General features: G+C 40.7%; 25 protein-coding genes and 2 tRNA genes. 13 read left to right on the forward strand and 14 right to left on the reverse strand.

Going from position 1 to position 25,795, the window contains the following annotated elements:
• Window positions 1–13: 13 nt before the first annotated feature.
• From CLI64_RS14850 to CLI64_RS14860, 3 genes are all read right to left on the reverse strand, one after another.
• Complete coding sequence (locus tag CLI64_RS14850; protein WP_103137938.1) at window positions 14–799, reverse strand: putative hydro-lyase; 786 nt, start codon at window positions 797–799, stop codon at window positions 14–16.
• 81 nt (window positions 800–880) lie between these two features.
• A complete protein-coding gene (locus CLI64_RS14855) occupies window positions 881–1,507 on the reverse strand; it encodes a hypothetical protein (protein WP_103137939.1) in 627 nt (208 codons plus the stop codon).
• A gap of 5 nt (window positions 1,508–1,512) precedes the next feature.
• Complete coding sequence (locus tag CLI64_RS14860; protein WP_103137940.1) at window positions 1,513–3,612, reverse strand: hydantoinase/oxoprolinase family protein; 2,100 nt, start codon at window positions 3,610–3,612, stop codon at window positions 1,513–1,515.
• Window positions 3,613–3,775: 163 nt separating this feature from the next.
• Here CLI64_RS14860 and CLI64_RS14865 point away from each other — a divergent pair, with 163 nt between their 5' ends.
• Window positions 3,776–4,192, forward strand: coding sequence for a XisH family protein (locus CLI64_RS14865; protein ID WP_103137941.1), 417 nt, complete (start codon window positions 3,776–3,778; stop codon window positions 4,190–4,192).
• On the forward strand, window positions 4,180–4,515 hold the full coding sequence (locus CLI64_RS14870; RefSeq protein ID WP_103137942.1) for a XisI protein: 336 nt from the start codon (window positions 4,180–4,182) through the stop codon (window positions 4,513–4,515). The genes CLI64_RS14865 and CLI64_RS14870 overlap by 13 nt, the downstream gene beginning before the upstream one ends.
• Before the next feature lie 14 nt (window positions 4,516–4,529).
• On the opposite strand, the gene CLI64_RS14875 is transcribed toward CLI64_RS14870, so the two are convergent.
• On the reverse strand, window positions 4,530–6,356 hold the full coding sequence (locus CLI64_RS14875) for an ABC transporter substrate-binding protein (protein ID WP_103137943.1): 1,827 nt from the start codon (window positions 6,354–6,356) through the stop codon (window positions 4,530–4,532).
• Window positions 6,357–6,768: 412 nt separating this feature from the next.
• Here CLI64_RS14875 and CLI64_RS14880 point away from each other — a divergent pair, with 412 nt between their 5' ends.
• The 3 genes from CLI64_RS14880 to CLI64_RS14890 all read left to right on the forward strand — a co-directional run bounded on the left by CLI64_RS14880 (window position 6,769) and on the right by CLI64_RS14890 (window position 9,151).
• On the forward strand, window positions 6,769–7,797 hold the full coding sequence (locus tag CLI64_RS14880; protein WP_103137944.1) for a ferritin-like domain-containing protein: 1,029 nt from the start codon (window positions 6,769–6,771) through the stop codon (window positions 7,795–7,797).
• A 135-nt stretch (window positions 7,798–7,932) separates the two neighbouring features.
• Window positions 7,933–8,091 (forward strand): DUF2256 domain-containing protein, encoded by a 159-nt coding sequence (locus CLI64_RS14885; RefSeq protein WP_103137945.1) that lies wholly within the window; start codon window positions 7,933–7,935, stop codon window positions 8,089–8,091.
• Between the two features lie 103 nt (window positions 8,092–8,194).
• Window positions 8,195–9,151 (forward strand): isoaspartyl peptidase/L-asparaginase, encoded by a 957-nt coding sequence (locus CLI64_RS14890; RefSeq protein ID WP_103137946.1) that lies wholly within the window; start codon window positions 8,195–8,197, stop codon window positions 9,149–9,151.
• 512 nt (window positions 9,152–9,663) lie between these two features.
• On the opposite strand, the gene CLI64_RS14895 is transcribed toward CLI64_RS14890, so the two are convergent.
• The 4 genes from CLI64_RS14895 to CLI64_RS14910 all read right to left on the reverse strand — a co-directional run bounded on the left by CLI64_RS14895 (window position 9,664) and on the right by CLI64_RS14910 (window position 12,192).
• Window positions 9,664–9,975: an RNA-binding protein gene (locus CLI64_RS14895; protein ID WP_103137947.1), complete on the reverse strand. Its 312-nt coding sequence runs from the start codon at window positions 9,973–9,975 to the stop codon at window positions 9,664–9,666.
• Window positions 9,976–10,170: 195 nt separating this feature from the next.
• Window positions 10,171–11,259: a DUF6745 domain-containing protein gene (locus CLI64_RS14900; protein ID WP_103137948.1), complete on the reverse strand. Its 1,089-nt coding sequence runs from the start codon at window positions 11,257–11,259 to the stop codon at window positions 10,171–10,173.
• A gap of 147 nt (window positions 11,260–11,406) precedes the next feature.
• Window positions 11,407–11,700, reverse strand: a complete 294-nt coding sequence (locus CLI64_RS14905) for a hypothetical protein (RefSeq protein ID WP_103137949.1) — start codon at window positions 11,698–11,700, stop codon at window positions 11,407–11,409.
• Window positions 11,701–11,922: 222 nt separating this feature from the next.
• Window positions 11,923–12,192 carry a hypothetical protein gene (locus CLI64_RS14910; protein ID WP_103137950.1) on the reverse strand — a complete coding sequence of 90 codons (270 nt, stop codon included), beginning with the start codon at window positions 12,190–12,192 and terminating at the stop codon, window positions 11,923–11,925.
• A gap of 24 nt (window positions 12,193–12,216) precedes the next feature.
• On the opposite strand from CLI64_RS14910, the gene topA reads away from it, so the two are divergent.
• From topA to CLI64_RS14930, 5 genes are all read left to right on the forward strand, one after another.
• On the forward strand, window positions 12,217–14,880 hold the full coding sequence (gene topA / locus CLI64_RS14915; RefSeq protein WP_103137951.1) for a type I DNA topoisomerase: 2,664 nt from the start codon (window positions 12,217–12,219) through the stop codon (window positions 14,878–14,880).
• Window positions 14,881–15,203: 323 nt separating this feature from the next.
• Entirely contained in the window at window positions 15,204–15,341 is a 138-nt protein-coding gene (locus CLI64_RS31245) for a hypothetical protein (protein ID WP_192881540.1), read from the forward strand.
• Window positions 15,319–15,810, forward strand: coding sequence for a type II 3-dehydroquinate dehydratase (aroQ, locus tag CLI64_RS14920; RefSeq protein WP_103137952.1), 492 nt, complete (start codon window positions 15,319–15,321; stop codon window positions 15,808–15,810). The genes CLI64_RS31245 and aroQ overlap by 23 nt, the downstream gene beginning before the upstream one ends.
• A gap of 133 nt (window positions 15,811–15,943) precedes the next feature.
• Window positions 15,944–16,858, forward strand: coding sequence for a hypothetical protein (locus CLI64_RS14925; RefSeq protein ID WP_103137953.1), 915 nt, complete (start codon window positions 15,944–15,946; stop codon window positions 16,856–16,858).
• A gap of 142 nt (window positions 16,859–17,000) precedes the next feature.
• On the forward strand, window positions 17,001–19,676 hold the full coding sequence (locus CLI64_RS14930; protein ID WP_103137954.1) for an HD family phosphohydrolase: 2,676 nt from the start codon (window positions 17,001–17,003) through the stop codon (window positions 19,674–19,676).
• Here CLI64_RS14930 and CLI64_RS14935 read toward each other — a convergent pair.
• Window positions 19,658–20,173 (reverse strand): GNAT family N-acetyltransferase, encoded by a 516-nt coding sequence (locus CLI64_RS14935; protein ID WP_103137955.1) that lies wholly within the window; start codon window positions 20,171–20,173, stop codon window positions 19,658–19,660. The genes CLI64_RS14930 and CLI64_RS14935 overlap by 19 nt on opposite strands.
• A gap of 539 nt (window positions 20,174–20,712) precedes the next feature.
• On the opposite strand from CLI64_RS14935, the gene CLI64_RS14940 reads away from it, so the two are divergent.
• A tRNA-Met gene (locus tag CLI64_RS14940) sits at window positions 20,713–20,786 on the forward strand.
• 205 nt (window positions 20,787–20,991) lie between these two features.
• Here CLI64_RS14940 and CLI64_RS14945 read toward each other — a convergent pair.
• The 5 genes from CLI64_RS14945 to CLI64_RS14965 form a co-directional block, all read right to left on the reverse strand.
• A tRNA-Pro gene (locus tag CLI64_RS14945) sits at window positions 20,992–21,065 on the reverse strand.
• A 51-nt stretch (window positions 21,066–21,116) separates the two neighbouring features.
• Window positions 21,117–21,482, reverse strand: a complete 366-nt coding sequence (locus CLI64_RS14950; RefSeq protein ID WP_103137956.1) for a DUF1818 family protein — start codon at window positions 21,480–21,482, stop codon at window positions 21,117–21,119.
• Window positions 21,483–21,487: 5 nt separating this feature from the next.
• Window positions 21,488–21,928: a hypothetical protein gene (locus CLI64_RS14955; protein WP_225977614.1), complete on the reverse strand. Its 441-nt coding sequence runs from the start codon at window positions 21,926–21,928 to the stop codon at window positions 21,488–21,490.
• A gap of 191 nt (window positions 21,929–22,119) precedes the next feature.
• Window positions 22,120–22,356, reverse strand: a complete 237-nt coding sequence (locus CLI64_RS14960) for a DNA-directed RNA polymerase subunit omega (RefSeq protein WP_015140372.1) — start codon at window positions 22,354–22,356, stop codon at window positions 22,120–22,122.
• A gap of 197 nt (window positions 22,357–22,553) precedes the next feature.
• Window positions 22,554–23,588, reverse strand: coding sequence for an adenosine deaminase (locus CLI64_RS14965; protein ID WP_103137957.1), 1,035 nt, complete (start codon window positions 23,586–23,588; stop codon window positions 22,554–22,556).
• Window positions 23,589–23,813: 225 nt separating this feature from the next.
• On the opposite strand from CLI64_RS14965, the gene CLI64_RS14970 reads away from it, so the two are divergent.
• The gene (locus tag CLI64_RS14970) at window positions 23,814–25,157 is read left to right on the forward strand and encodes an adenylosuccinate synthase (protein ID WP_103140744.1); all 1,344 of its coding nucleotides are present in this window, start codon (window positions 23,814–23,816) and stop codon (window positions 25,155–25,157) included.
• A gap of 173 nt (window positions 25,158–25,330) precedes the next feature.
• A complete protein-coding gene (gene rplY / locus CLI64_RS14975; protein ID WP_103137958.1) occupies window positions 25,331–25,633 on the forward strand; it encodes a 50S ribosomal protein L25 in 303 nt (100 codons plus the stop codon).
• Window positions 25,634–25,795 lie beyond the last annotated feature (162 nt).

The raw sequence follows: 25,795 nt of genomic DNA on the forward strand, positions 1-25,795 counted from the left end.
AACTTGTTAATAATTAAATAGTTAAGTCCTCATCTTTTAAATCGCTAATAAACATATATCCAGGTGCGTGAGTAATTGCTAGTTCAGGCTTGGCGTATGAAATTGCAGTTTGAGTTGTTACCCCACAAGCCCAAAAAACAGGAATTTCACCATCACGAATTGTCACCGCATCACCATAATCTGGCTGTGCTAAGTTTTTAATTCCTATCGCATCAGGATTACCAATATGTACTGGTGAACCGTGTGCTTTGTAATATCTACTTGTTACTTCTACCGCACGCACAACTTGATTAGCTGGTAGGGGACGCATAGAAACTACTAAAGGACTAGAAAATCTCTGAGTGGAAACACATTCAATATTGGTTTTATACATTGGGACATTTTTGTTTTCTTCTACGTGTCTAACTGATATCCCAGCATTCAACATGGCGTTTTCAAAAGAAAAAGAACAACCAATTAAAAACCCTACTAAATCATCTCGCCACAATGCTTTAATGTCAGTTGTTTCTTCTATCAATTCCCCATGCCGAAAAATTTTGTAGCGCGGTAAGTCTATTCTAATATCTGCACCAGGTGCAATAATTTTAGGTTCAAAATCTCCCACTTCTGTCACATCAAGGATAGGACAAGACTTAGTATTACGTTGACAAAATAATAGGAATTCAAATGCTAGAGAATATGGTAGTATCACTAAGTTTGCTTGCACAAATCCCAATGCTAATCCAGGAGTAGGAGTATCTAACTTACCTTCTCGGCAAAGTTGACGAATTTCAGATGGTAGAGAAGCAAAGTTGAGCATTTTAGTCTCCTAAGATATTATTTTTTACAATAAGAAAAGATAAAAAGTGAATTATTAATTAATATTATTTTCTCAATATTTTCAAGGTCGGATTCTAATCTTGTAAAAATCTGCTAAAACGTTACTCAACCAATCAATTCTTTCAAAGGTCTGTTGCTCCATTAGCACTATTTTGTGATAAATAATCCGATTAATTTCGCTTTCTGTTAGCTTCGGAAACCAAGAAATATCTAAATTACCTCTTTTTTTATTTGTGACCAGTTCTAAATTCCATGACGGTGATTCATAAGGATCATTTTGAAGTTGTTGAAGGTATTGGATATTTGCTCTAGAAACTTCTTGTCGTTTAGATATGCCAAATAAACTTTCAATCACAATCAGTGAATCATTATTAGCTATAAACTCTATTTTCCCGAAATTAATCCATATTGCATAGAATGTAATCCCACCAAATAAAAACAAGCTAAAACCAAATGTCCAGTGTTTTATAATTTTCTGCCAAATTTGGTAAATTGCTTGTATAATTCCCTGGTTAAATGCTTCATATAACTCCGTAAACAATAATAAAACTTGACCAATAAACAAGCAAATAAACGGCATAAAAAAGAGTATTAGACAACAACTCGGCTGTGCAGAATACTTGATTCTTAGTTCTGGTTCTGCACACAATACTTTAAATCCACTGGGAATATTTTCGTTAGTAAGCATGATGACTATTGCATTCTTTGCAAAATTAAATGATTGCGCTCAGTTAATCGTGCTTGCCAATTAGGTTCAACTATAATTGTGCTAATTTTCTCCACAATAATAGCTGCACCATTAATACAATCTCCTGCTTGCAAATCTTCCCGGAGATAAACTGGTGTATTATGCCATTGTTCAGCAGTAAACATTTGGACTACTTCTAATGGTTTGGGAGGTTGATTCAGAGGTCGAATCCTAGTAATTAAAGGTTCTTCTGGTGTATCCATTTTCTGAACCACTTCTACTGAAATAGATTCCACAATTAGGGTTTTATCTGGCTGCACAAAACCATAGCGAGACTTATGTTTATCTGCAAATTCTGTTTGCATGATGCTCACATCTACATCAAACTTAACATTGAGAGTAGAATCAGTTCCTTGATATTTGAGATTTAAGGTTTGAATAATTTCTTCTTCAAGATAATTTTCATCTTGACTGAGTTCGCTTCTAGCTTGAGTTTCTAAAGATTGCATCAACTGCATTAATTGGGGAATCAAGGCTTGATTTAAAGCCTGTTCTACTCCTCCGACTCTGGTGACTCTCACATCAGCTAATCCCATTCCATAGGCTGAAAGCACACCAGCATAAGGGTGCAGAAATATTTGTTTCATCCCTAGAGTGTCAGCAATTAAACAAGCAACTTGTCCACCTGCGCCGCCAAAACAACAAAGAACATATTCGGTGACATCATAACCACGTTGGAGGCTAATTTTTTTAATAGCGTTAGCCATATTTGCAACAGCAATAGCAATAAATCCTGCTGCTACTTGTTCAGGGGTACGATAGTTTCCTGTAACAGTTGCAATCTCTTGTGCTAATTGCTGAAATTTTTCTAAAACAATATTTTTATCTAAAGGTAAATTACCATCATTACCAAAAACAGCAGGGAAATATTGGGGGTGAATTTTACCTAACATGACATTAGCGTCTGTCACTGTTAAAGAACCACCACGGCGATAACAAGCAGGGCCTGGATTTGAACCAGCCGATTCTGGCCCGACACGATAACTAGAACCATCAAAAAATAAAATCGAACCGCCACCAGCCGCAATTGTATGTATTGATAATACTGGAACTCGCATCCGCGCCCCAGCAATTTCAGAATCTAATTGGCGTTCATACTCGCCTTTAAAATGGGCTACATCTGTACTTGTTCCTCCCATATCAAAGGTGATGACGAAATCAAAACCGGCTCTTTTACTAGTTTGAACTGCACCGACAATACCGCCAGCCGGGCCACTTAAAATACTATCTTTGCCTTGAAATTGTGCAGCATCAGTTAAACCACCATCGGATTTCATAAACATTAATCTGACGTTAGGTAATTGATTGGCTACTTGGTTAACATAGCGGCGCAAAATTGGGGTTAAATAAGCATCTACAACAGTGGTATCGCCACGACTCACCAATTTCATTAAGGGGCTAACTTTGTGGGAAATAGAAATTTGGGTAAAGCCAATTTCTTGAGCAACTGCTGCTACTTCTTGCTCATGTTTATGGTAGCGATCGCTGTGCATAAACACAATAGCACAACTGCGAATTCCTGATTGATAAGCTGCTTGTAAATCTTGTTTAACCTGTGCAGTATTCACAGGAATTAATTCATTACCATGAGCATCATATCTTTCCTCTACTTCAATTACTTGCTCATATAACATACTTGGTAAAATAATGTGACGAGCAAAGATATCAGGACGATTTTGATAGCCAATTTTCAAGGCATCTTTAAAGCCTTTGGTAATTAGCAAAACGACGCGATCGCCATGTCTTTCCAAGAGTGCATTAGTTGCTACTGTTGTCCCCATTTTGACTACTTCTATATCTTCATAGGGAATAAGTTCATTGTTTTGCAATCCCAAAATATCCCTGATTCCCTGAATAACTGCATCTTGATACTGTTCAGGATTTTCAGATAGTAATTTATAGACTATTACCCATTCTTGATGAGGTACAGGAACTATTAAAAACCGTTCCTGATGTGTGGAGAGTCTATTGATAATAGTCTCATCATCAGTTACAGCAACAATATCTGTAAATGTGCCACCCCTGTCTGCAAAAACCTTTAACATAGTTAAATTTTATCTATCAACTAAAAGTAGAGTAGCAGTTATATAGCAGATAGTTCTACTGCAAGTGTGGTATGTTTTGACAACAAGTGTAGAAATTTAAATAAGTTAGTTTTATTGTAAAATGGTATTGAGTATGCACTTTGGTACTTAATCGGACTTAATTGTGTCAGCAAAAGATGTCTTCCACAATATTGTTAAAACTGCTTTACAGAAAGATGGCTGGATAGTTAATCAAGACCCATTGTATTTGCGTTTGGGTGACGACCAAATAAGAATTGACTTAGGTGCAGAACGTTTAATTATTGCAGAACGTGAAAAAGAACAAATTGCTGTGGAGGTTAAAAGTTTTCTTGCGCCTTCAGCGTTAACAGAATTTCATGCGGCTGTAGGCCAGTTTCTCAATTACCGCGCTGTCTTGCAAGTACAACAGCCTCAACGAAAACTTTATTTAGCAGTATCCGCAGATATATACCGCAACGTTTTCCGTCGAGATTTACCACAATTGAGTGTAAAACTTTACCAGATTACAATAATTGTATTTGATCCGGTTGCTGAGGTGATTGTGCAATGGATAGACTAGATAACTACCGCCAACTTATACAACAGACGCTGCAAGAATATGCCCAAATGAAGCCGAGTAATGGCGATATCCAAGTTTATACTGTTTTTGATACTGGAGGCGATCATTATCAAATTTTCCACGCTGGCTGGGATGGATATGACCGCATTTTTGGAGCGTTAATTCATATTGATATTTTAGGTAACAAAATCTGGATACAGTATGATGGTACAGAAACAGGGGTGGCAAACGATTTAGTATCTTTGGGTGTGCCTAAAGAAGATATTGTGTTAGCATACCACTCACCATTTATGCGACAATTCGATGGTTTTGCTGTTAGTTAATGTTTGTTTGATATTTAAATTGTCCATTGCCATTTTTGTTGCTGTGAATGCCATTTTACAGCAACTATTTCTGTGGGAGGATTGAGGCGATCGCCTGTTGCTTTAAACTGAATATTTCCGGTAACTCCCTTAATAAATCTGCGCTGTTCTTTGAAATATCTATCCATATCTTCCAGCAAAGCTTGGCTAGTTTCACTGTGATATTTTTCTATAACTTTCAAAACTACTAATACAGCATCAAAAGCTGTTGCACTACGCCAATTTAGGTTCCCTTCACCCCATAATTGAGAGCCTAATTTACAAAAATACTGAGCAATTATATTTTCACTATTGCAACCGTTCTCTTGGCTGTGCCAATGCCAAGGAATACAGGCTATAATTTGCAGATGGTCTTGATTAATATCTCGGTATTGGTTCTGCTCATGAACCCAGTGTAAAATATTCTCTTGATAGAAAGTAGCACTACCAGCAATCAGACAGTTATTGAGATTCAATCTACTAATTAACCCCGCATTATTTAGCGAATTAGGTTCAAGTCCACCATCAGGGATAATAATGATCATATCAACTCCTGCGCGTTGAATATTTTCTATATACTTTTGGACTCGGTAGTAAGATTCATTAATGTAGCCACATTCTTCCAAAAATATTAATTTATCTTGATATGCTTCAAGATATTTTTTCATGCTATTTCTATAAGATTGGCAGTAAATACTATTATGATTATAAATAAGAGCAATTTTTGATTGTTCTCTTTCAGCAATGTGAGACATTAAAAAATCAGCTAACCTTTGGGCATTAGTATTGTCTGGAGTAGTCAACCTGAAAAAAGACATCAAAGACAAATCAGTCAGTTCATTAGATGTGCTACAAGCATTAACTAAAACTAATCCTTTGTCTGCATAGAAACGGAAAGCATTTTTAGTCATTTCGCTTGAGTAATGACCTATGATAGCTATTAAGCTGAGTTCTTGGAATAATGCTGCTAATTTTTCGGCTGTTTGATTGTAAGGTGTGTATAAGTTGTTAGGGTCATTGACAATTAAAATTTTTAATAGGATTGGGCTAGAAATTAGAGTGGAAAAAATCTTAGGTTTAATACTGTTTAAGTCTATGGTTTTATCTAGATTAAACTTATTGAAAGTTAACCAGTTTACTTGTAATTGTATTTGAGATATCCCTCTTAGAATTTCCGCCGCCACTTTGCCGGAATTATGGTAAAATGGCACAACTACGGCTATAGTGTAGACTCTAATTTGGTTTGCTTGAAATAAACTCTTATGATATTCAATCAGAGAATTATTGATATAGATTAAACTTTCAGGATTGCCAACATCATAAAGCTTTATTTCTTGATTCCATGCCATTGAAAAATATTTTAATGCTTGATAGTAAAGTCCTAACTGATAAAATTTTGTAGCTTCGGTCTGTAATTTAACGATGTCTTGGTTAGGTGGATAAAGAAAAAATTGTCTGCCAAAACTCGCTTGAAAGTTATCACTGTTAAGTTGAGGTGCAGGATTTAATTTATAACCGTTCTGGGGGTTGAGTAAAAAGTTAAGAATTTTTACCCAATTACCGGCTATATCTTTTTGTTCAACACCCATTATTTCTGCTATTTTGGGATAAATATTATTACTTAAACGGTCTCTAATAGTCATACTCTTTAATTTAAGTTTATCGGCTATTTCTTGTCGTGATAATCCTAATAAAGAATGGCAGATAATTAGTTGATCTAGTTCAAGTAGGTTTGTTTTATTTGTAGTAAAATCTAAGTCCTGTAATAAAAGTTCAATATTAATAGTTAAACTTTCTATTACTTGCAAGAAAATTTCTGACATATGTAGACATCATCATATTTCCAAAAATATCAATAATAGAATACTCTAATGATGAAAATAGCTAAAGCTATTGTTGTGGAAATAATCACTACAAATGTAGAGAGTAGCTAGAGTACGTCAAAAATTGACAATCTGTTAATTTTTGTTGAGCTTGTTGCCTATGACGCACTCCATTAAGGACTTTTCGCGGAAGTATATTTCTTTAACAGGATAAAATTGTAACTTCAAATTTCGCAAGATTTGATACTGGAAAACAATAGTTTTATCAAGATTAATGTGCTAGTTGCAACAATTAATTGTCAAGCAATTACTCACTTGTTATATGTAATTCTTGTTAACTTAACTCTAGATAATTTTGCTTTTTAGAGTAAGTCAACTTGCAGGCTTTAACAAAATCTAATTCACAGGCATTATGACAATAACAGCTACAAAGACATGGACAAAGCAACTGGTGCAGGATCATGCTAAGACAGCAGTGCAAGTGGAACTCTACACTTTGCCCTTTTATCTGACTGCGCTTACTTCCATCAAAGATACAAGTCACCCTGCCTACAAATCTATTTTGAGTATTTGTATTGAAGAAATGCTTCACCTGCAACTAGCAGCTAATCTTTGTCTAGCACTTGATACCAAACCAGAGTTTCCTGCACCCACATACGACGGTACACCAATTCCCTACTTAGATCCCAATAATCCCACTACTGCACATCATAAATTAATTAACGCCCAATTGGATGCTCTCAATACGACTACTCTTGATTTGATGCTAGATATTGAAACTCCCAGTGGTTTAGAGCAACATCGTCATCCAGAAAAAGGCATTTGGAAAATAATTGATTGGCTGGAGGATACTTTAGAAGCAAGATGGCATTTGCAACATCATCTTACTCCCCAATATCCCTACGATACAATTGGGGAAATGTACAACGCACTGATAGCTGGAATTGTCGTTGTAGGTAAAGACAATTTCTCCTGGACAACTAGGAATCAACAAGCGGCCTGGACTAGTGAAGCATTCACACAAATCATCACCAAGTTTGAAGATGCTGAAGAGGCTGTAAAAACGATTAGTCTCCAAGGTGAGGGAACAACAACTGGTAAAGACAGGTATGCTATACCCGCAAACTACCGTTTGGAAAATGAGGGTATGGACGATAAGAGTTTCAATGAGTTTTCTCACTATGAACGATTATTAAATATCAAAAATCAGGGTTTGCCAGAGGTATACGGAACAAACAATAATCAGGAAAACCAACAAGCACAGCAACAAGCTTTAGCAAACCTTCAGTCTACTTTTGCTGATCTATTGACAGAACTAGATAGTATTTGGAACATTGGCCAGGATATCACTCAAGACAACAACTTTTGGAATCCAATGTTTGGATTATTAAAAGCAGCGCAAGCATGTTGGCAAGCTGGTGTAATTCCAAAATGGTCTTAAAGATAGTGTAAGTGGCTAACATCATCACACTTGTAGAGACGTTGCGTTGCAGCGTCTCTATTCTTGTTTGGCAAGACCTGTTCTGTTGGGAGCAATCTGGATATAATTATTTTCCATCTCGTTCAGAAATCTTTTATGGGGCGTAATCGTTCTAAATCTGACTTACCTACAAAAATCTGTCCGGTGTGTCAACGTCCCTTCACTTGGCGGAAAAAATGGCAAGATTGCTGGGATGAGGTGAAATATTGCTCAGAACGTTGTCGTCGTCGTCGTTCTCAAGCAAGTGCTGAGTAATAAGTGCGGAGTTTTGAGTGAGGAATTTCATTTTTGATGTGAAATCCCACTTAAAATTTTTCCAGACTGGATCAATTCAATATAAATTAGCGCAGGGGCATAAATGAAATCACAGGTGCAGCCTAAATTAATTATTCACGGAGGGGCGGGTAGTTCTCTGCACGGTAAAGGAGGATTAGAGGCCGTTAGGCGATCGCTCCATGCCATAGTAGAGGAAGTATATACTCTGTTATTGTCTGGTGTGGATGCTTCTGTCGCTGTAGTGCGGGGTTGTCAACTGTTAGAAGATGATCCACGCTTTAACGCTGGTACTGGTTCGGTACTGCAATCTGACGGACAAATCCGGATGAGTGCTTCTTTAATGGATAGTGCATCAGGACATTTTAGCGGGGTAATTAATGTTTCACGGGTAAAAAACCCAATTAACTTGGCTCACTTTTTACAAAGTTCCCCAGACCGGGTACTCTCAGATTATGGGGCGGCAGAATTAGCCAGAGAATTACAACTTCCCATTTACAATGGTTTAACAGATTTGCGACTACAAGAATGGATACAAGAGCGTCAAGACAACTTTAAACACACAATGGCGGGAGTAGTCGCAGACACAGAAATGTTAGAAACCAGTAACGCTGGACGCGGTACAATCGGTGTAGTTGTTTTAGACACCTATGGAAAATTAGCTGTTGGTACTTCTACAGGTGGTAAAGGGTTTGAGCGCATCGGACGAGTCAGTGATTCTGCGATGCCTGCGGGTAATTATGCTACCAGTTATGCTGCCGTAAGTTGTACTGGTATTGGTGAAGATATTATTGATGAATGTTTAGCCGCCAAAATTGTAGTACGCGTCACTGATGGAATGTCTTTGCAAGAGGCGATGAAAAAGTCTTTTGCTGAAGCGCATGATCACAAAAGAGATTTTGGGGCGATCGCCCTAGATGCAACAGGTGCGATCGCTTGGGGTAAAACCAGCCAAGTCATCCTCGCCGCCTTCCACGACGGCGACAAGATTGGCGACACTTTAGAACTACCGGAAGGTACGGAAGTGGGTTGTATAGTTTAGGGAATGGGGAATGGGGCATGGGGTAGAATTCACCCTTATACCAATTCACAATTCGCAATTCGCAATTCGCAATTAAAAAACTTAGATGTAGCAAGGATTTTAGGGTTTACATCTGTATCAGATTTTTCGTGAAATGGTATTACACCCCTATACTCCTCTGACTTTTCACGGGATCTAAAAAACCCCTCTCCATAGCTTGCTTATCTTACGATGGCGTAAGCCTACCCGCAGGGTACCTCTCACGCCAGAGTGCTTATCTTCTCTATGAGAGGCTGCGCCAACGAGACGCTTGTCTGCGACACGCTCCGCGAACGCGAACGAGTCGGGAAACCCGCCCACGCAACTGGCTCCCCTATAAGGCTACGGTGTACACACAAGTCTCATAACGTAGTCCCACAACGTTTTGATGCCCCATGCCCAATATATAAATCCAAAAAGCGGCTCAGTCATCTACTGAACCGCCAACAATGGGATGATTTAATTTTTTGTTAAAGGACGAATTTTCTCAAGACTTAATATTGTCGTGAGTATCCACCGTTATTTCTTCCCCAGCCGCCGCCACCAGAGCGTGCGCCTTTGTCCTCTTTGGGACGAGCTTTATTAACTTTCATTACACGACCCATCCATTCAGCACCATCTAGGGCTTGAATAGCAGCGTCTTCCGCATCTGATGTTTCCATTTCTACGAAACCAAAGCCACGAACGCGCCCAGTTTCCCGATCTGTAGGTAACTGCACGCGTGTAACTGTTCCGTATTCAGAAAATACTTTAGTTAGGTCGTCTTGAGTGACGCTGTAGGCTAAGTTCCCTACGTAAATTGACATGAAACTCTCCAGAATCCATTGATGCAGAGATGTTTATCCGGAGAGCCGCTTGAAATTATTACTAAAAACAAGATACGTTTCACCGAAATTAACTTCTCCACTCATATATTAGCACAACTTTATGAATAGCAAAGTCTGATTTTAAATATTTGTCTTAATGTATGGTAAAATACAAAATTTTTATATGTCTAAACATTAAGTTTGCACAGCAAAATCTTCGGGGTCAATGCCCCAATTCACCCAGCGAACAGCCTCCCTGGCTGAATTAGTATCAGGTGGAACACGTAAAACGTGAATAAATCCCGTGCTAGGGCAGGTCATTTTTAACAAACAAATTGGCTCGACATCAATGGGATTGTCAATCTGTAAAAAGGTATATTCTTTCCAACTATCTAATTCTTTTGCTTGCAATTCGGCACAGATGCGAGTGTAGCCAATCCCCTGAATTAACACCCGACGCAATTCGGCATTGTCTTGTGTTAACAACCATTCAGGTTGCCATTCTCTAGGGTGGAGTTTACCATATTCTTCCGGCAGGGCGACACCGTGATGAAAATAGAGACTGTATCCATCGGTAAACTCAATAGCTGGTTCGCCTTCAGCGTGGAGACGATTTTGATTGTCTAAGCGAAGATGCAGAGGGCGATCGCACACAAAGCAATATTCTTCAAAAGGAAATATAATTATCCCTGCGCGCACCACCTGCTCTAAAAGTTGATAAATTTTCGGTTTATAGTAGCAATCACACTCCGAAATAAAGAAATCAAATAAAGCAGCAGTATAATACAAATCGAATGAGGAAATAGCTTTGTGATCTACGCCCTTAGACCAAAGCTGCCAAACTAGTTCGGATTGATTCATCCGCAGAATCATCTGCAATAAATTTAAATTATTTCCTGGTATTGAATCTAGTTGATCTTCTAAATTTTCTAAAGACTCTAAGTTAACTCTATTGTCTAATAAGATAGAGCCAACTGATATTAAGGAAGTTTGTCTGCTAAATTCTTTTAGTTGTTTTTCGATGTATCTTTCTAGATCATCTGCAAAGTTATTCTCTAGTCCTTTTTCTTTAGAACTGATTAACAAGATTTGATTAATAGCTGCAAGAGGATTATTAAGTAAAATAATTTTTGGGATATTTTTACCTAAAAATGAATATAAAACATCAACAATTTCTGATGCTGTGTTTTGAGAAATCAACTCAGATGCAAGTACGATTTTGCGCCACTTATCCAGATAAGATGGGATTAAAGCCTTTTGCTCAGGCGTTAACTTGTTAATCATATTTACTAATTTAAATTATCAAGCAATCGTCGCAAAGATTCATCAACTCTCTGCGCCACTCTGTCTTGAAAGGTTCTGAGCGGAGGTTTCCTCTGATCAGAATTTTCGCTGCGTTAACCTCCGCGTTCCTTGGCGTTAAAAAAATGATCAATCAGCCACAAAACGCCAACCTTCCGGCTCATATTCTCGCTGAATTTTCACCATCCAATGACCTTGAGGAATTTTAATCGCGTGGTGTTCCTCATGAGATAGCAAAGCCGTCCCAGAAATCACACGCAAATAGAGAGTACCATCTTTATTTAATAACTCTGCTTCACCGTCAGTGATACGATGCTTATGTCCTGTAACTTCGCCCTCCGCCAAAGTTAAGTGAGGTATCATTTCACCTGTAACTTCTGGTACAGGTATTAGAATAACATCGCCTTGCCGCATTGGCTGCATAGTTTTGTCCTTGGGGATAAGTAAAAACCCCACTACGCTTTTTTTCTCAAATTTGCTTTAATTCTGGCACAGGTTGTTGGAATTAGGGACTGGGAATTTTAGATTTTAGATTTTGGATTTTGGATTGGATTTAATCTAAAATTCGCGTATTGAAAGGCTGGTGACAGGGAAAAGTTCTATGCTTCTACCCCTACACCCCCACACCCTTAAACCCCTGCACCCCTAAACAAAGCGATGGCGTAACCACCCGCCGGAGGCGATCGCACAATTCAACCCATGATGTATTTTGAAAACAGTAGTCGCCAATTGTGCCATTGATAAGTTAAAGATTAGAAATAGCTGAAGTAGGGGGTAGGAAGTAGGGAGACGAGGGATGGGGAGATGAACAGAAAAACTATTTTTCCCAATCCCCAATCCCCAGTCCCCAATCCCCAGTCCCCTACCCTCTTGACATTTCGCTGAAATTACTTCAATTTGACTGTTTAGCTTCATAGCTATTTTTTTATTGAAATTTCCATGTCAACTCTCGTCATTGTCGAATCTCCAACCAAAGCTCGCACCATCCGCAACTACCTACCAAGAGACTATCGGGTAGAAGCGTCAATGGGTCATGTGCGTGACCTACCCCAGTCGGCTAGTGAAATTCCTGCTGCTGTCAAAGGGGAAGCATGGGCGCAGCTTGGGGTAAATGTGGACGCAGACTTTGAACCTGTATATGTTGTCCCCAAAGACAAAAAGAAAATTGTCACTCAGTTAAAGGATGCTTTAAAAGAAGCAACTGAACTGATCCTGGCAACTGACGAAGACCGAGAAGGTGAAAGCATTAGTTGGCATTTATACCAACTACTTAAACCCAAGATTCCGACTAAGCGGATGGTGTTCCATGAAATCACCCAAGACGCGATTAAAAAGGCTTTGAAAAACTGCCGCACGATTGATGAGCAGTTAGTCCGCGCCCAAGAAACTCGGCGGATTTTAGACCGATTAGTCGGCTATACTCTCTCGCCTCTGTTATGGAAAAAAATCGCTTGGGGATTATCCGCCGGACGGGTGCAGTCTGTGGCTGTGCGGTTGTTGGTGACTAAGGAACGTCAACGCCGCGCTTTCAGGGAAGGTACATACTGGGATTTAAAGGCATACCTAGAGCAGAGTAAAGCCCCCTTTAACGCTCTGTTAGTGACCCTAGCAGGCACGAAAGTTGCAACGGGGAGCGATTTTGACCCATCCACAGGACAAATCGCCGCCGGACGCAATGTAGTGCTGCTATCTGAGTCAGATGCTATTGCGCTCAAGGAACGGCTGACTGGTAAACCCTGGACAGTCTCGGAAGTCGAAGAACGCCCAGTCACCCGCAAACCCGCGCCACCGTTCACCACTTCCACATTGCAGCAAGAATCCAACCGGAAATTGCGACTTTCGGCACGGGACACCATGCGCGTCGCCCAGAGTTTGTATGAGCAAGGGTATATTACCTATATGCGTACAGACTCGGTACATTTATCCGAACAGGCGATCGCAGCTGCTCGTGATTGTGTAGAAAAACTATACGGCAAAGACTATCTCAGCCCCCAAAAGAGGCAATACACCACCAAATCCAAAGGCGCGCAGGAAGCCCACGAAGCCATTCGTCCGGCTGGTAGCAGTTTCCGCACCCCCCAAGAAACCGGATTAAGCGGTCGGGAATTAGCCCTGTATGACTTGATTTGGAAGCGTACCGTCGCCTGTCAAATGGCTGACTCTCGCCAAACCCAAATCACCGTCCAGCTACAGGTGGAAGATGCAGGTTTCCGTTCTTCCGGTAAGCGCATTGATTTTCCTGGCTATCTACGTGCCTACGTCGAAGGTTCTGATGACCCCGAAGCCGCATTAGAAGACCAAGAGGTCATTTTACCTGGCTTGAAAGTTGGGGATCATCCTCATTGTAAAAATATAGACACCGTTGACCACGAAACCCAACCCCCAGCCAGATACACCGAAGCTACCCTAGTCAAAACCTTAGAAAGTGAAGGAATTGGTCGCCCTAGTACCTACGCCAGCATTATCGGCACAATTATCGATAAAGGTTATGCCCAACTGGTAAATAATGCCCTAATTCCCACCTTTACAGCTTTCGCCGTCACCGACCTGTTAGAAAAACATTTCCCTGATATCGTTGATCCCAGCTTCACCTCCAAAATGGAGCAAACCTTAGACGACATCGCCGAAGGTGAAGCGAATTGGCTACCCTATCTGCGGGAATTTTATCTGGGCGATAAAGGTTTAGAAACCTTAGTCAAAGAACAAGACAGCCAAATTGACGCGAATAAAGCCAGAACCGTCGAACTAGAAAATCTAGCCGTCAAAGTCCGCATTGGGAAATACGGCCCCTACATTGAAATGGATAACGGTGATGGTGTAATTACCGCCTCAATTCCCAAAGACTTGACCCCAGCCGACCTAGACCCCAAACAAGTCGAAACTCTGCTACGCCAAAAAACAGCCGGGCCAGACCAACTAGGCCGTCATCCCGAAACTGGTGAACCAATTTACGTCAAAATCGGTGCTTACGGGCCTTATGTCCAGTTAGGCGATAAGTCCGACGAAAACCCCAAACCTAAGCAAGCATCTCTACCCAAAGGTGTCACCCCAGAAAACATTTCCCTGGAAACAGCCATTGGTTTGTTATCACTCCCCCGTCATTTGGGAGTGCATCCAGAAACAGGCTGTAAAATCCAAGCCAGTTTAGGGAGATTTGGCCCCTATATTGTTCATGACCAAGGAAAAGAAGGCAAAGATTACCGTTCCCTAAAAGCAGGTGATGATGTTCTGACAATTACCCTAGAACGGGCGTTGGAATTGTTATCAGAACAGAAAAAAACCCGTGGTGCTAGCAGTAGTAAGTCCAAAGCCGCTTTACGGGAATTGGGTACACATCCAGACGACGACGCAGCCGTGAATATCTACGATGGCCCCTATGGCCCCTACATCAAGCACGGCAAAACTAATGTCGGACTACCAGAAGGTGTATCGGTCGAAGATGTCACCCTAGCGCAAGCTTTGGAACTATTAGCCGCCAAAGCCTCGACTAGCAAATCTAGCCGCAAAACACCTAAATCCACCACTACAAAATCCAAGTCAACAACAGCTAAATCAACGACTAAATCAACTACATCAAGTAAGAAAAAAGAGGTGAAGAGTTAGTCAATAGTCAATGGTCAACAGTCAATAGTCAAAAGAGGCTCTCTTGTGTTCCCTTCTCATAGCCCTAATCAATGCCCTATGCCCCATTGACTATTTACTATCAAGCACTGACAATTGACTAATAACTCTCGACGTTCGATAAGTGATGAATGTGATACTCTAAAAAGTAAGGGAGATAACAACACTAAATTTTTAAGATTGGCTTATGCCCGGAATACGAAAGTGTGTATCAACCCGGTTGTCAGCCAGAGGTGCAAAAATACGCCAGTTTTTGCGTAGCTGTTAATCAACATTGAGGTAGTATCTCAGGAGCAGTCAGTTTAATGGACTATATAGATAAGGTACTGGAAAAGCTAAAAGAATTGGCGCGCAAGCTAATTGAAGCCCTACTAGGCCCTGAAGCAGAGCCGGAACCAGAACTGATTCCGATCCCTGTAGATGAGCGATCGCGTCGTCGTTAATAGCCCGAAGGTACAATCATTGACAGTACAACCTCTAAATATTTTGGTGCTGCACGGGCCAAACCTGAATTTGCTGGGACAAAGAGAACCAGGCGTTTATGGTTCTACCACTTTGTCTGAAATTAATCGTCTGCTGACTGAAGCAGCACTAAATTTACAGGCTGTTATTTATCCTTTACAGTCAAACCATGAAGGTGTGTTAGTAGATGCAATTCATGATGCACTAGGAAAACACCAAGGAATTCTGATTAACGCTGGGGCTTACACTCATACTAGTGTGGCGTTGAGGGATGCGATCGCTGGCGTGAATATACCGACAGTAGAAGTGCATCTCAGTAATATTTATCGTCGAGAAGAATTCCGCCATCACTCTTATATAGCCCCAGTCGTTATTGGGCAAATTAGTGGCTTTGGTGTGCAAAGTTATCTTTTGGGTTTACAGGCTTTGGTGCATCATTTGAAGTGCTGAGTAATGAGTAATGAGTAATGAGTAATGAGTAGTTAGCTTTAGATGGTAGGATTCATCTTTGTGACTACGGCTATAAAAGGTTAAAAGTAGAAAGATAGACGAACTTGCTTTTAACTTTTTACTCATTTCAATCATGCGCTATTTACTAGGGAGTCGGTTTAGGGGTGTTTTTTTAGGGGGTTTATTAGGAGAAACTTTAGCTAAAAGTAGTCACCCACAGCATCCAGTAGTTAGTAACTTTGCTGAAAGTCTAGTTCCTGGTGCTACCAGTTTGGTGGAATTAGGAAAATTTGATTTAGATAAGTGGTTAGAGATATATCAAAAAAAGTTTACCGATTTAGAACCAGCTAAAATAATTTTCGCTACAATTCCTCTTTCTCTGTTTTGTCATGAAAATCCGGTAAAACTGCACCAAAATTTACTGCAAATCTTAAAAAATTGGGATATTAACCCAGAGGTTAGAGATAGTACCCTAGCCATAGGATACGCGATCGCCCAATCATTAACAGAAAAACTTCACCCCCAAACCCTCATTCCCCAAATCATTGCTTTTATTGGTGAGACAGCCACCCCACTCCCACAAAACTTATTAAAAGTAAATAATTTGTTGACAAGGAAAGCTGGATTAGAATTATTACAGTCTGAACTAAGTAGTCAAGCACAACTCTCAGAGGGAGTAGCGTTAGCATTTTATTATTTTCTCAGTACCCTAGAAGATTTTCGTTTAACAGTTTCCAGAACCATTCACCATCAGCAAATCTGGAAACAGAATACTGTAATTAATTCTCAAGACATCAGTATTATTACAAGTGTCTTATCGGGAGCGTATAACAGTAGTGTAAGTATTCCTGCACCTTGGAGAGTTTTACTAGCCAAAGAATTCAGCCCAATTTCGCCAATGCTAGAATTAGCTGATGCACTTGCGATCGCGTGGTCAGGAGTGTATAAATCTGGATTAAACCCTGGATTAAACCTCCCAGAATTCCCACAGGAAGAAGATTTTACCCCTTGCGTCTACGCAGCTCCCCGCGTCATCAAGGCGCGTTAGTCATTTAGAGAAAAGGGAACAGGGAACAGGGAACAGTTTTTCTCATCTCCTACCCTGTCTCCCTTGTCTTCCCAGTCCCCAATCCTTCTTTAATTTTGAATTTTGAATTTTGAATTTTGAATTGGTAAGTCCCCAATCCCCAATGAAAAAACAGCGATTTTTGCAGGCCTGGAATCGGCAGTTGACCCATTGGCGGCGGAGGTATAGACTATTTAGCCGTAGGAGAATATTACTAGCCAAGGTGAGTCACAAACGCAAAAAATCCGAAAATAAAGGAAATAAATTGATTTTTCCCCATTTACTCGGAAATTTGCTAGAAAATATCAAAATCGGTGACAGACAAAAACGTAAAGTTGACCTGAGAGCAATGACAAAATCGGTCAAGAATCGTAGTAGGGTGGATGTAATAATCTGGGGTTGGATACATAAACAGCGTTCCTGTTTAGTTTTAGCGATCGCTGTTGTATCCTTGACTGGTGTAATGGGTCACAAACTATATAATCAACCTCAATTAAAAGTAGGAACTCTCGCACCACAAACAATTAGAGCTTCCTATGCAGACAAGATTGAGGATCGTCAGAAAACAGCAGAGAAACGTAAAAATGCGAGTAAGGAATCTATATCAGTATTGATGGTTGATTCAGAAATTACCGAAAAAATCAACCAAAATTTACAAAAATTACTAGATGAAGGCAACGCCATTCGTAAAATTGCGGGTTCTTTTCCTTTTTACGATACTTCCGTGTTATCTCTCTCAACTCAGGATTATCTCCGTTCATGTTCTGACTCAGAATGGCAAGTTTTGCTGGCGGCGATGAAAAACACCAGTCCACAAAGTTTAAGTCGTCGTTTCCGACAAAATGTTGGCAAGCAACCACATAGCAGTAATTCCACACCTCTCAACCCAAATCAACCAGTTTCAGGCGATCAAAGGGTTAATATTCTAGGTAAAAGCGAACTGACGTTAGCTTTAGCTGAACTTTTAGCTTATCGAGTCACCATTGGAGAAAAAAACATTCCCTCTGTGATTACACAGATTGCGGAAGCGCGTCAAGCATATACGCAAGCTAATGAGCAATTAAAAAGCAATAATATCGCCTCAGAGACAATCTATAACGAAACAGTTCTGTTGCAATTATCAGATGATGAATGGACAAGAACCCAATCGGGAATTTATCAAAGTGCGGAACGCATTTTGACTCAAGGTATTCCCCCAGGTTTACCAGATAGTATTGTCAGTAGTGCTGTCAGTTTACAAGTACAAGCTTTTGTTCCTAGAAACGGCGAATCGTTGGCGAATAAACTCTTATTAGCCGTCTTAGAGCCTAATTTAAAAGTAGATAAAGAACAAACTCAAGAAAAAGCGCAAAAAGCCGCAGCTGATGTTACGCCTGTATTCATTGCAGTGAAACAAGGTCAGATTATTGTCAACAAGGGAGACTTGATCACAGAACGGAATTTTGAAATTTTAGAGCATTATCAACTGATTCGGCGAGAAAATAATTGGCTGGAATTATTGAAATTAGGCGGTTTAGTGACGGGAGCAATTGGGGTATTTGTTCTGGCGGAAAAGCGAATTAAATATCAACTGCGCCAACGCGATCGCCTGTTAGTTTTACTATTAACTTTGAGTACACCAGGATTATTGGCGATGGGTTTACCTTACACTACCTGGGGGGGTGTGGGGTTATTGTTGGGAAGCTTTTATGGCCCTAGTTTGGGTGTGACGGTGATTGTCTTACTGCTGCTGTTATTACCCATCAGCTTAGAAGTCAGCGCAATGACTTTATTGGCGGGTGCTGTGGGGGGAATTTTGGGTAGTTGTATCGCTCAAAAACTGCGATCGCGTGAAGAGTTAGCACTTTTAGGCGTGGCGATCGCGGCGGCTCAAGGTGGTGTTTACTTAGGGATTAAAATCCTCATAGGTGCAGCCTTTGGTGCGGGTTGGTATGTTGTCTTGCAAGAGGCTGGATTATTTGCTTTATCGGGTCTAGCTTGGAGTATTGTAGCTTTAGGTTTAAGTCCCTATTTAGAAAAACTATTTGATTTAGTTACCCCCATTCGGCTAGCAGAATTAGCCAATCCCAATCGTCCTTTACTCAAACGCCTCGCCACAGAAACACCAGGAACATTCCAGCACACTTTGTCAGTAGCCACCCTAGCAGAAGCCGCAGCGAAAAAACTCGGATGTAACGTGGAATTAGTCAGAGCCGGCACACTCTACCATGATATAGGCAAAATGCACGACCCTTTAGGATTTATTGAAAACCAAATGGGCGGGCCGAATAAACATGAAACGGAAATCAAAGACCCTTGGAAGAGTGCAGAAATTATCAAAAAGCACGTTAGTGAAGGGTTAGTGATGGCGAAGAAACATCTTTTACCCACAGCAATTCAAGCGTTTATTCCCGAACATCAAGGGACAATGTTGATTGCCTATTTTTATCATCAAGCCGAACAAATGGCGCAAGCTGACCCCAGTATCGTAGTGAATGAAGCCGATTTCCGCTATGAAGGGCCAATTCCCCAGTCACGGGAAACGGGAATTGTCATGTTAGCTGATGCTTGCGAAGCTGCATTGCGATCGCTCAAGGATGTCAACCCTGAACAAGCCTTAACCATGCTCAATAATATTTTGCGTGCTAGATGGCAAGATAATCAACTCATTGATTCCGGCTTAACACGGGAAGAAATGACACAAATCGCCGAAATCTTTGTAGAGGTGTGGCAACAATTTCACCACAAACGTATTGTTTATCCTCAGTTAAAAGGTAAAAACAAGGCAAATAAAGTTAATAGTCAAAAGTCCCCATCCTGAGTAAAAGCAGGTGGATAAACAACCTTACCGCGATAATTTTGGTCAGATTTTTTTAGTGTTTTGACCATAAAAAATTCTTGAGCAACCGGGAAAGGAGATGCAATCCCATAATTTACTGATGGCTCAAAGCCAAACCTTTGATAAAAATCAGGATGCCCCAAAACTATCACTAACGCTTCTTGTATTTCTGTTGCTTTCGTTAAAGCCACGGTTACTAATTCGCTACCAATTCCTTGTTTTTGGAATTGTGGATGTACAGCTAAAGGTGCTAAAGCTAATACTTTTAGTTGTTCTTCCCCTATGAGATGAATATAACTTAAAATAATATGTCCTACTATCTGGTTATTAACTTCAGCCACTAGAGAAAGCGCGGGGATATAAAAATCTGATTGGCGAATCGCTTCGATAATCTTCACCTCATTCTCTCCCACAAATGCTAGTCGGTTGACTTCATTGATGGCTTGATAGTCTGAGGGAATTTCACAGCGAATATTCATGGTTTAGGCTCTCTGTTATAGGTAGTAGTTTCAAGAATCAAATTGGATTTCTATCACTACGAATGAATTCACAAAACATAGATATACAAAAGAGTTACCCAACCAAAATAGCAGATAATTTGAATGTATTAGTTAATACCTAAATAATGTAATATCAGGTTTTTAGGTATTTGCACACATCCCCTGGGAAGATGCTAAGAGATAGAAATTATAGGTAGATTAATTCGGGATGTTGTTATGCACTGGATTTAAAGAGAGGTTTGGTCATGAGCCAAACCTTTTTTTTATCAATGGTGAACACTGAAACAGGGACTGTCTGTGGCGGGGAATTTAAGACTTAACAGCCAATCATGGAGATAGGCAACGCACAAGAAAAACTGTTACCCTTGAAGGCTTCCCTCTTCCGCCGCCAGAGAGTTGCAGCTACAAGAATGTGAAACAGCTAACGAAGAGGGCAAAAGACATCTATAGTTTTTCTTCAAAATCACACTAGTCAAAAGAAGATTAGTCTGCTATGATAATAAATGTGTGAAAAACACGGCTCAGTAGCTCAGTTGGTTAGAGCACGGGACTCATAAGCCTGGGGTCGTTGGTTCAAATCCGACCTGAGCCATAATTTAAAAGCATCGCAAAAATACTTTAACTTAAAACACCGTCTCAGAAAGTTACAGTTTTTTGCAACCATTTTCCTACTACATCTTAAAACAACAAGTGCAATGAGAGAAATCGCACTAACAGTATAAATGACTGTTATCAAAGTCAATTAAAAAACCTGCTAATCTTATACTTGAGATTAGCAGGAATAGGGATTTTATTAATCGGAGCGGCGGGATTCGAACCCACGACCTCCACTACCCCAAAGTGGCGCGCTACCAAGCTGCGCTACGCCCCGGTCACGATTTACTATAATATCTTCAAATTATAGAATAGTCAATGGGCAAACTTAAAAAACTTTCAGAGTGGCAGCAGCTTGCAACAAACCAGGAACAGCAAAGGCTGCCCATTGACCTTCGGCACACCTACCTGAGTTGAGAATGAAGCGCAAAGTGTATTCATGGGGATAGCCTTCTACCTCCATCCACAATAAATCGCTTTCGGCTTCACAGGCTATTTTTTCTTCGTCCATTAATTCGGTGGTGAGTTGTTTCATAGTGTCGGCTAACTTGGCTAACAGACGACAAAAATCATCCAACTCAGTTGAGGTTAACTCAATTGCCCAGTCATCAGTACCTACTAACCCTTGAAATTCACTAGCATGGGGATTCCAGCCAATACGCCAGCCTGCACCGCTTTTAATTAAACGTTCCATGAGGATTAGGGATTAGGGACTAGGGATTGGGGATTGGGGTTAAAAATATTAGTGAGGACTTGAACAAGGGCATTTCTTTGGCTGCGAGTCAGGCGTTTAATGGCAGCGCGATCGCCCTCCAAGGGATTTTGCTTTAAGGTATCATTACCTGGGTAAGTGTTGTCATACATGATTTCATTTGCATCCAGATAATCAGCCAAAGTTAGCTTCCAATCAAGTCTATAATTGGGGGCGCGTTCTTTAATATAAATGTGATATCTAATCAAACGACTGATTAAGGTGCTATTTTCTGCGGGTTTACCCGATGATTTGCTGATATATTGATTTTCCTTGGGTAAATCCGGTAATTGCTGATACACCAACTGCCAAACATCGCTGGTGGTAATTCTTTGCGCCTGGGCTGGTGATTGGGGTAGGATACTGATTGTGGAAGTCCCTAAAATGATGCTGAAAGTTAAGGCAGTGATGCCTACGGCGGACTTTGCTAAAGCTACTAATTTAAACTGCACAAATATAAACTAGGAATTGATATTAAGAAAAAGCTTTGCTAGCTCATTTAGAGTAAATATTCTGAGGTGAAAGCACAAAGATGTTAGTTTTACACTCAGCACTCCGCACTTTCAACTCAGCACTAGTTTCACAGTTCGCCAATGATTTCTGGTTGTGTCAGTTCATCAGACATTTCAATAATTGCCCTTAGCACAGGTTTCATCATCGCATCTTCGGCACTTTCAAATTCTTCATAACGCCGACGCTTGGCACGATTTGCCACCTGAACCGTAATGCGGTAGCGATTGGAAGCTGCACTTATTAAATCCTCGGCACGGTGCATAATCTGAGACTGGGTTGTCTCGAACTTAGAACGCTTGAGCATAGTAATTGGTTCTTGGGGACATACTTAGTTTAGCAAGAGTTATTAGTCATTAGTCATTAGTCAACAGTCAATAGTCAACAGTCAATGGTCAACACTCAGCACCGGCTAAACGCCGGGCTACCGCTAACATTACTCAGCACTCAACACGAGCTAAACGCCCCGCTACCGCTAACAGCACTCATTACTCACTCAGGGCATCAGGCTAAAGCGGTGGCACGTTCTGGTTGTAATAAACCATTCAATAAATATGCTGGACGTTGACCGTAAGGCCAAGCAAAGGCGTGGCGAAAAGCAGCATCTTGACAGGCTTGTAGCTGTTCAAAATTGATAATGTCGTAAGTTAAGAGGTTTTCATACTCAAAAGGCAAACGGACATTATGCAAGCCAGCATTATCAGTACAGATAGCTATATCTACGCCAGCCTCAAAACATCGGTCAAATACTAATTTCAGTTGGCGGATATCCTGCAAAGTTCCAGTTTTGAGGTAAGTTGTGGGACAAACTTCTAAACACTGTCTGAGTCTTGCCACCTCTGGAAGTAGTTCTGGATGCAATAAAGGAATCTGAATACCGTGACCAATCCGCATCAGATAAGGTAATAATTCTGGGTAACAACCATCAGTAGTTTCGTAAAGATGTCCAGTGGTGTTAATTCCTAGCGATCGCGCATAATCATACAGACTAATCAATTCTTGCAGGCGATCGCTATAATGACTATCACCACCAGCTACATCCACAGCACAAACATACTGTTTATTCTGCGCCGCTAAATCGACTATTGCCTTATTTACTTCATAGGGTAGCCGTGAGTGCATACACAGAATTTGACTTGTAACAATGGGATATTCCGGTAAATGGCTAGCTTTACCAACCACTTCCACAATTTCCGTCATCTTGTCAATTCTCTGAGATTGACTCAAATGTTCTGGTGTCCGTAAATACGGAGTATAACGCAGTTCCAGATAAGCTAAATTCTCGAAAATATAAGCACCACGCACCAAACGATAGATAAAGTACGGTAAAGTCTCAGATGTTTGCACACTTTCCACTAAAGTATGCAGTTCTAAGTATTCATCCAGAGTATTGCGTGGACGAGTGTAAAAATCTTCAAAATCTGAATAATTACTAAACCGAGAAATTAACTCTGATGAATGTCGCTCAAAATAACGCCACAAGACACGGGGAACAACAGAACCCCCCAAGTGTCGATGCAATTCCGCATATAAAGCCATAGTGATAATTTGTCTATAAAATTTCAATAATATTAACAAATATACTGAGGAAAGAATGTGTACTTCTAGGAAGATTGTGTAAATTTATCTAGGTTTGGGAATGGGGCATGGGGGCAGGGGGAGAATAACTAATGACTAATGACTATTGACTATTGACTATTGACAAATATTACAGAATATGTTGATAATGGTTCTTTGTGGAAACTTTACCTCAATAATAAAAGCTTGGCTAACGTCATTGTGATAGGGGCCCAATGGGGCGATGAAGGAAAAGGTAAAATAACTGACTTACTCAGCAGATCCGCAGATGTGGTAGTACGTTACCAAGGGGGTGTGAATGCTGGACACACAATTGTAGTCAAGGGTCAGACCTTCAAACTGCACTTGATTCCCTCTGGTATTTTATATCCAGACACAGAGTGCGTGATTGGCTGTGGAACAGTCATCGATCCACAAGTTTTAATAAAAGAACTCGACCAATTAGAAAGTTTAAATATTTCTACGAAAAATCTGCTCATTTCGGAGACAGCCCACGTCACGATGCCCTACCATCGATTAATCGATAAGGCATCAGAAGAAAGACGGGGAAGCCATAAAATCGGCACAACTGGTCGAGGGATTGGCCCTACCTACGCTGATAAATCAGAGCGTACAGGGATTAGGGTACTAGACTTGATGGACGAAAAAGCCCTGCGCGACCAGTTGGAATGGACGATTAATTATAAGAACGTTATTTTAGAAAAGCTGTATAACATACCACCGTTAGATCCGCAACAGGTGATCGAAGAGTATCTAGGTTATGCAGAACGTCTGCGACCTTACGTCGTTGATACTTCATTTAAAATATATAATGCAGTACAAAAACGGCGCAATATCTTATTTGAAGGGGCGCAAGGGACGCTGTTGGACTTAGATCACGGAACTTATCCCTATGTGACATCCTCTAACCCCGTGGCGGGAGGGGCTTGTGTCGGTACAGGGTTAGGCCCGACAATGATAGACCGCGTGATTGGGGTTTCTAAAGCTTACACCACAAGAGTTGGTGAAGGCCCATTTCCTACCGAATTGGAAGGGGAATTAGGAGAACACCTGTGCGATCGCGGCGCAGAATTCGGCACAACCACCGGACGCAAACGTCGTTGTGGTTGGTTTGATGCTGTTATCGGTCGTTATGCCGTGAGAATCAACGGTATGGACTGTATGGCAATTACCAAACTAGATGTCCTCGACGAATTAGAGGAAATCAAAGTTTGTGTCGCCTATGAAATAGACGGTGAACACTGTGAAAACTTCCCCACTAGCGCGAGAAAGTTTGCCCAGTGTCGCCCCGTTTACAAAACCTTACCAGGCTGGCAAGTACCCACCAGCGAATGCCGCAGCCTAGAAGACTTGCCACCGCAAGCATTGGACTACCTGAAATTCCTAGCAGAATTAATGGAAGTCCCGATCGCGATCGTCTCATTAGGTGCGAGTCGTGATCAAACTATTATCGTAGAAGACCCAATTCACGGGCCAAAACGCGCCCTACTCCACCCTGATGGTACTCCCGCTTCCTTGCTGAGTGCGTAGTGAGTGGCGAGTGCTGTTAGCGGTAGCGCGGCGTTTAGCCGGTGGTGAGTGCTGAGTGCTGAGTTAATAGTTAAAAGTCAAAGGTCTAAGGTTTTTTACTAATGACTAATGACTAATAACTAATGACTAATGACTAATGACCAATGACTAATGACTAACACCTGATAACTGATATGGCTTTGACTGTTGAATCTAAAACCAGACCAGAAGGTAGCAAACCCAACGCATTACGTCGTTCTGGATTAATCCCCGCTAACTTATACGGTCACAAAGGTAGAGAATCTATCTCTTTAGTAGTGGATGCTAAGGTTGTAGAACGTCTACTAAAATCTGCTGCTGTAGACAAGACAGAGATTGAACTCTCCATTCCTGAATTGCAATGGACTGGTAAAACTGTACTGAAAGAAGTTCAGGTACATCCAGCTAAAGGTACTCCTTACCACATTAGTTTTTGTGCTACAGCTAACAGCAAGTAGACAAAAGCAAGAGCATTTGAAATTCTGTCATAATTGCTAATAAAACCAGGGATAAAACCCTGGTTTTTTGTTTTTCAAATATTTGAGCAATTAGAACCCTTCGGGAAACCCACCCACGCACTTTTTTTGTAAAGTCTAAAATTGGTATAACTCTCAATCTCC

The organism is Nostoc sp. CENA543 (genome assembly GCF_002896875.1).
GTDB lineage: Bacteria > Cyanobacteriota > Cyanobacteriia > Cyanobacteriales > Nostocaceae > Trichormus.

What these genes read in the sequence shown, in the direction of transcription:
- CLI64_RS14850 (WP_103137938.1), bottom strand. Translation starts at nt 799, where the DNA reads ATGCTCAACTTTGCTTCTCTACCATCTGAAATTCGTCAACTTTGCCGA.
- CLI64_RS14855 (WP_103137939.1), bottom strand. Translation starts at nt 1,507, where the DNA reads ATGCTTACTAACGAAAATATTCCCAGTGGATTTAAAGTATTGTGTGCA.
- CLI64_RS14860 (WP_103137940.1), bottom strand. Translation starts at nt 3,612, where the DNA reads ATGTTAAAGGTTTTTGCAGACAGGGGTGGCACATTTACAGATATTGTT.
- CLI64_RS14870 (WP_103137942.1), top strand. Translation starts at nt 4,180, where the DNA reads ATGGATAGACTAGATAACTACCGCCAACTTATACAACAGACGCTGCAA.
- CLI64_RS14875 (WP_103137943.1), bottom strand. Translation starts at nt 6,356, where the DNA reads ATGTCAGAAATTTTCTTGCAAGTAATAGAAAGTTTAACTATTAATATT.
- CLI64_RS14880 (WP_103137944.1), top strand. Translation starts at nt 6,769, where the DNA reads ATGACAATAACAGCTACAAAGACATGGACAAAGCAACTGGTGCAGGAT.
- CLI64_RS14885 (WP_103137945.1), top strand. Translation starts at nt 7,933, where the DNA reads ATGGGGCGTAATCGTTCTAAATCTGACTTACCTACAAAAATCTGTCCG.
- CLI64_RS14890 (WP_103137946.1), top strand. Translation starts at nt 8,195, where the DNA reads ATGAAATCACAGGTGCAGCCTAAATTAATTATTCACGGAGGGGCGGGT.
- CLI64_RS14895 (WP_103137947.1), bottom strand. Translation starts at nt 9,975, where the DNA reads ATGTCAATTTACGTAGGGAACTTAGCCTACAGCGTCACTCAAGACGAC.
- CLI64_RS14900 (WP_103137948.1), bottom strand. Translation starts at nt 11,259, where the DNA reads ATGATTAACAAGTTAACGCCTGAGCAAAAGGCTTTAATCCCATCTTAT.
- CLI64_RS14905 (WP_103137949.1), bottom strand. Translation starts at nt 11,700, where the DNA reads ATGCAGCCAATGCGGCAAGGCGATGTTATTCTAATACCTGTACCAGAA.
- CLI64_RS14910 (WP_103137950.1), bottom strand. Translation starts at nt 12,192, where the DNA reads ATGAAGCTAAACAGTCAAATTGAAGTAATTTCAGCGAAATGTCAAGAG.
- topA (WP_103137951.1), top strand. Translation starts at nt 12,217, where the DNA reads ATGTCAACTCTCGTCATTGTCGAATCTCCAACCAAAGCTCGCACCATC.
- CLI64_RS31245 (WP_192881540.1), top strand. Translation starts at nt 15,204, where the DNA reads ATGGACTATATAGATAAGGTACTGGAAAAGCTAAAAGAATTGGCGCGC.
- aroQ (WP_103137952.1), top strand. Translation starts at nt 15,319, where the DNA reads ATGAGCGATCGCGTCGTCGTTAATAGCCCGAAGGTACAATCATTGACA.
- CLI64_RS14925 (WP_103137953.1), top strand. Translation starts at nt 15,944, where the DNA reads ATGCGCTATTTACTAGGGAGTCGGTTTAGGGGTGTTTTTTTAGGGGGT.
- CLI64_RS14930 (WP_103137954.1), top strand. Translation starts at nt 17,001, where the DNA reads ATGAAAAAACAGCGATTTTTGCAGGCCTGGAATCGGCAGTTGACCCAT.
- CLI64_RS14935 (WP_103137955.1), bottom strand. Translation starts at nt 20,173, where the DNA reads ATGAATATTCGCTGTGAAATTCCCTCAGACTATCAAGCCATCAATGAA.
- CLI64_RS14950 (WP_103137956.1), bottom strand. Translation starts at nt 21,482, where the DNA reads ATGGAACGTTTAATTAAAAGCGGTGCAGGCTGGCGTATTGGCTGGAAT.
- CLI64_RS14960 (WP_015140372.1), bottom strand. Translation starts at nt 22,356, where the DNA reads ATGCTCAAGCGTTCTAAGTTCGAGACAACCCAGTCTCAGATTATGCAC.
- CLI64_RS14965 (WP_103137957.1), bottom strand. Translation starts at nt 23,588, where the DNA reads ATGGCTTTATATGCGGAATTGCATCGACACTTGGGGGGTTCTGTTGTT.
- rplY (WP_103137958.1), top strand. Translation starts at nt 25,331, where the DNA reads ATGGCTTTGACTGTTGAATCTAAAACCAGACCAGAAGGTAGCAAACCC.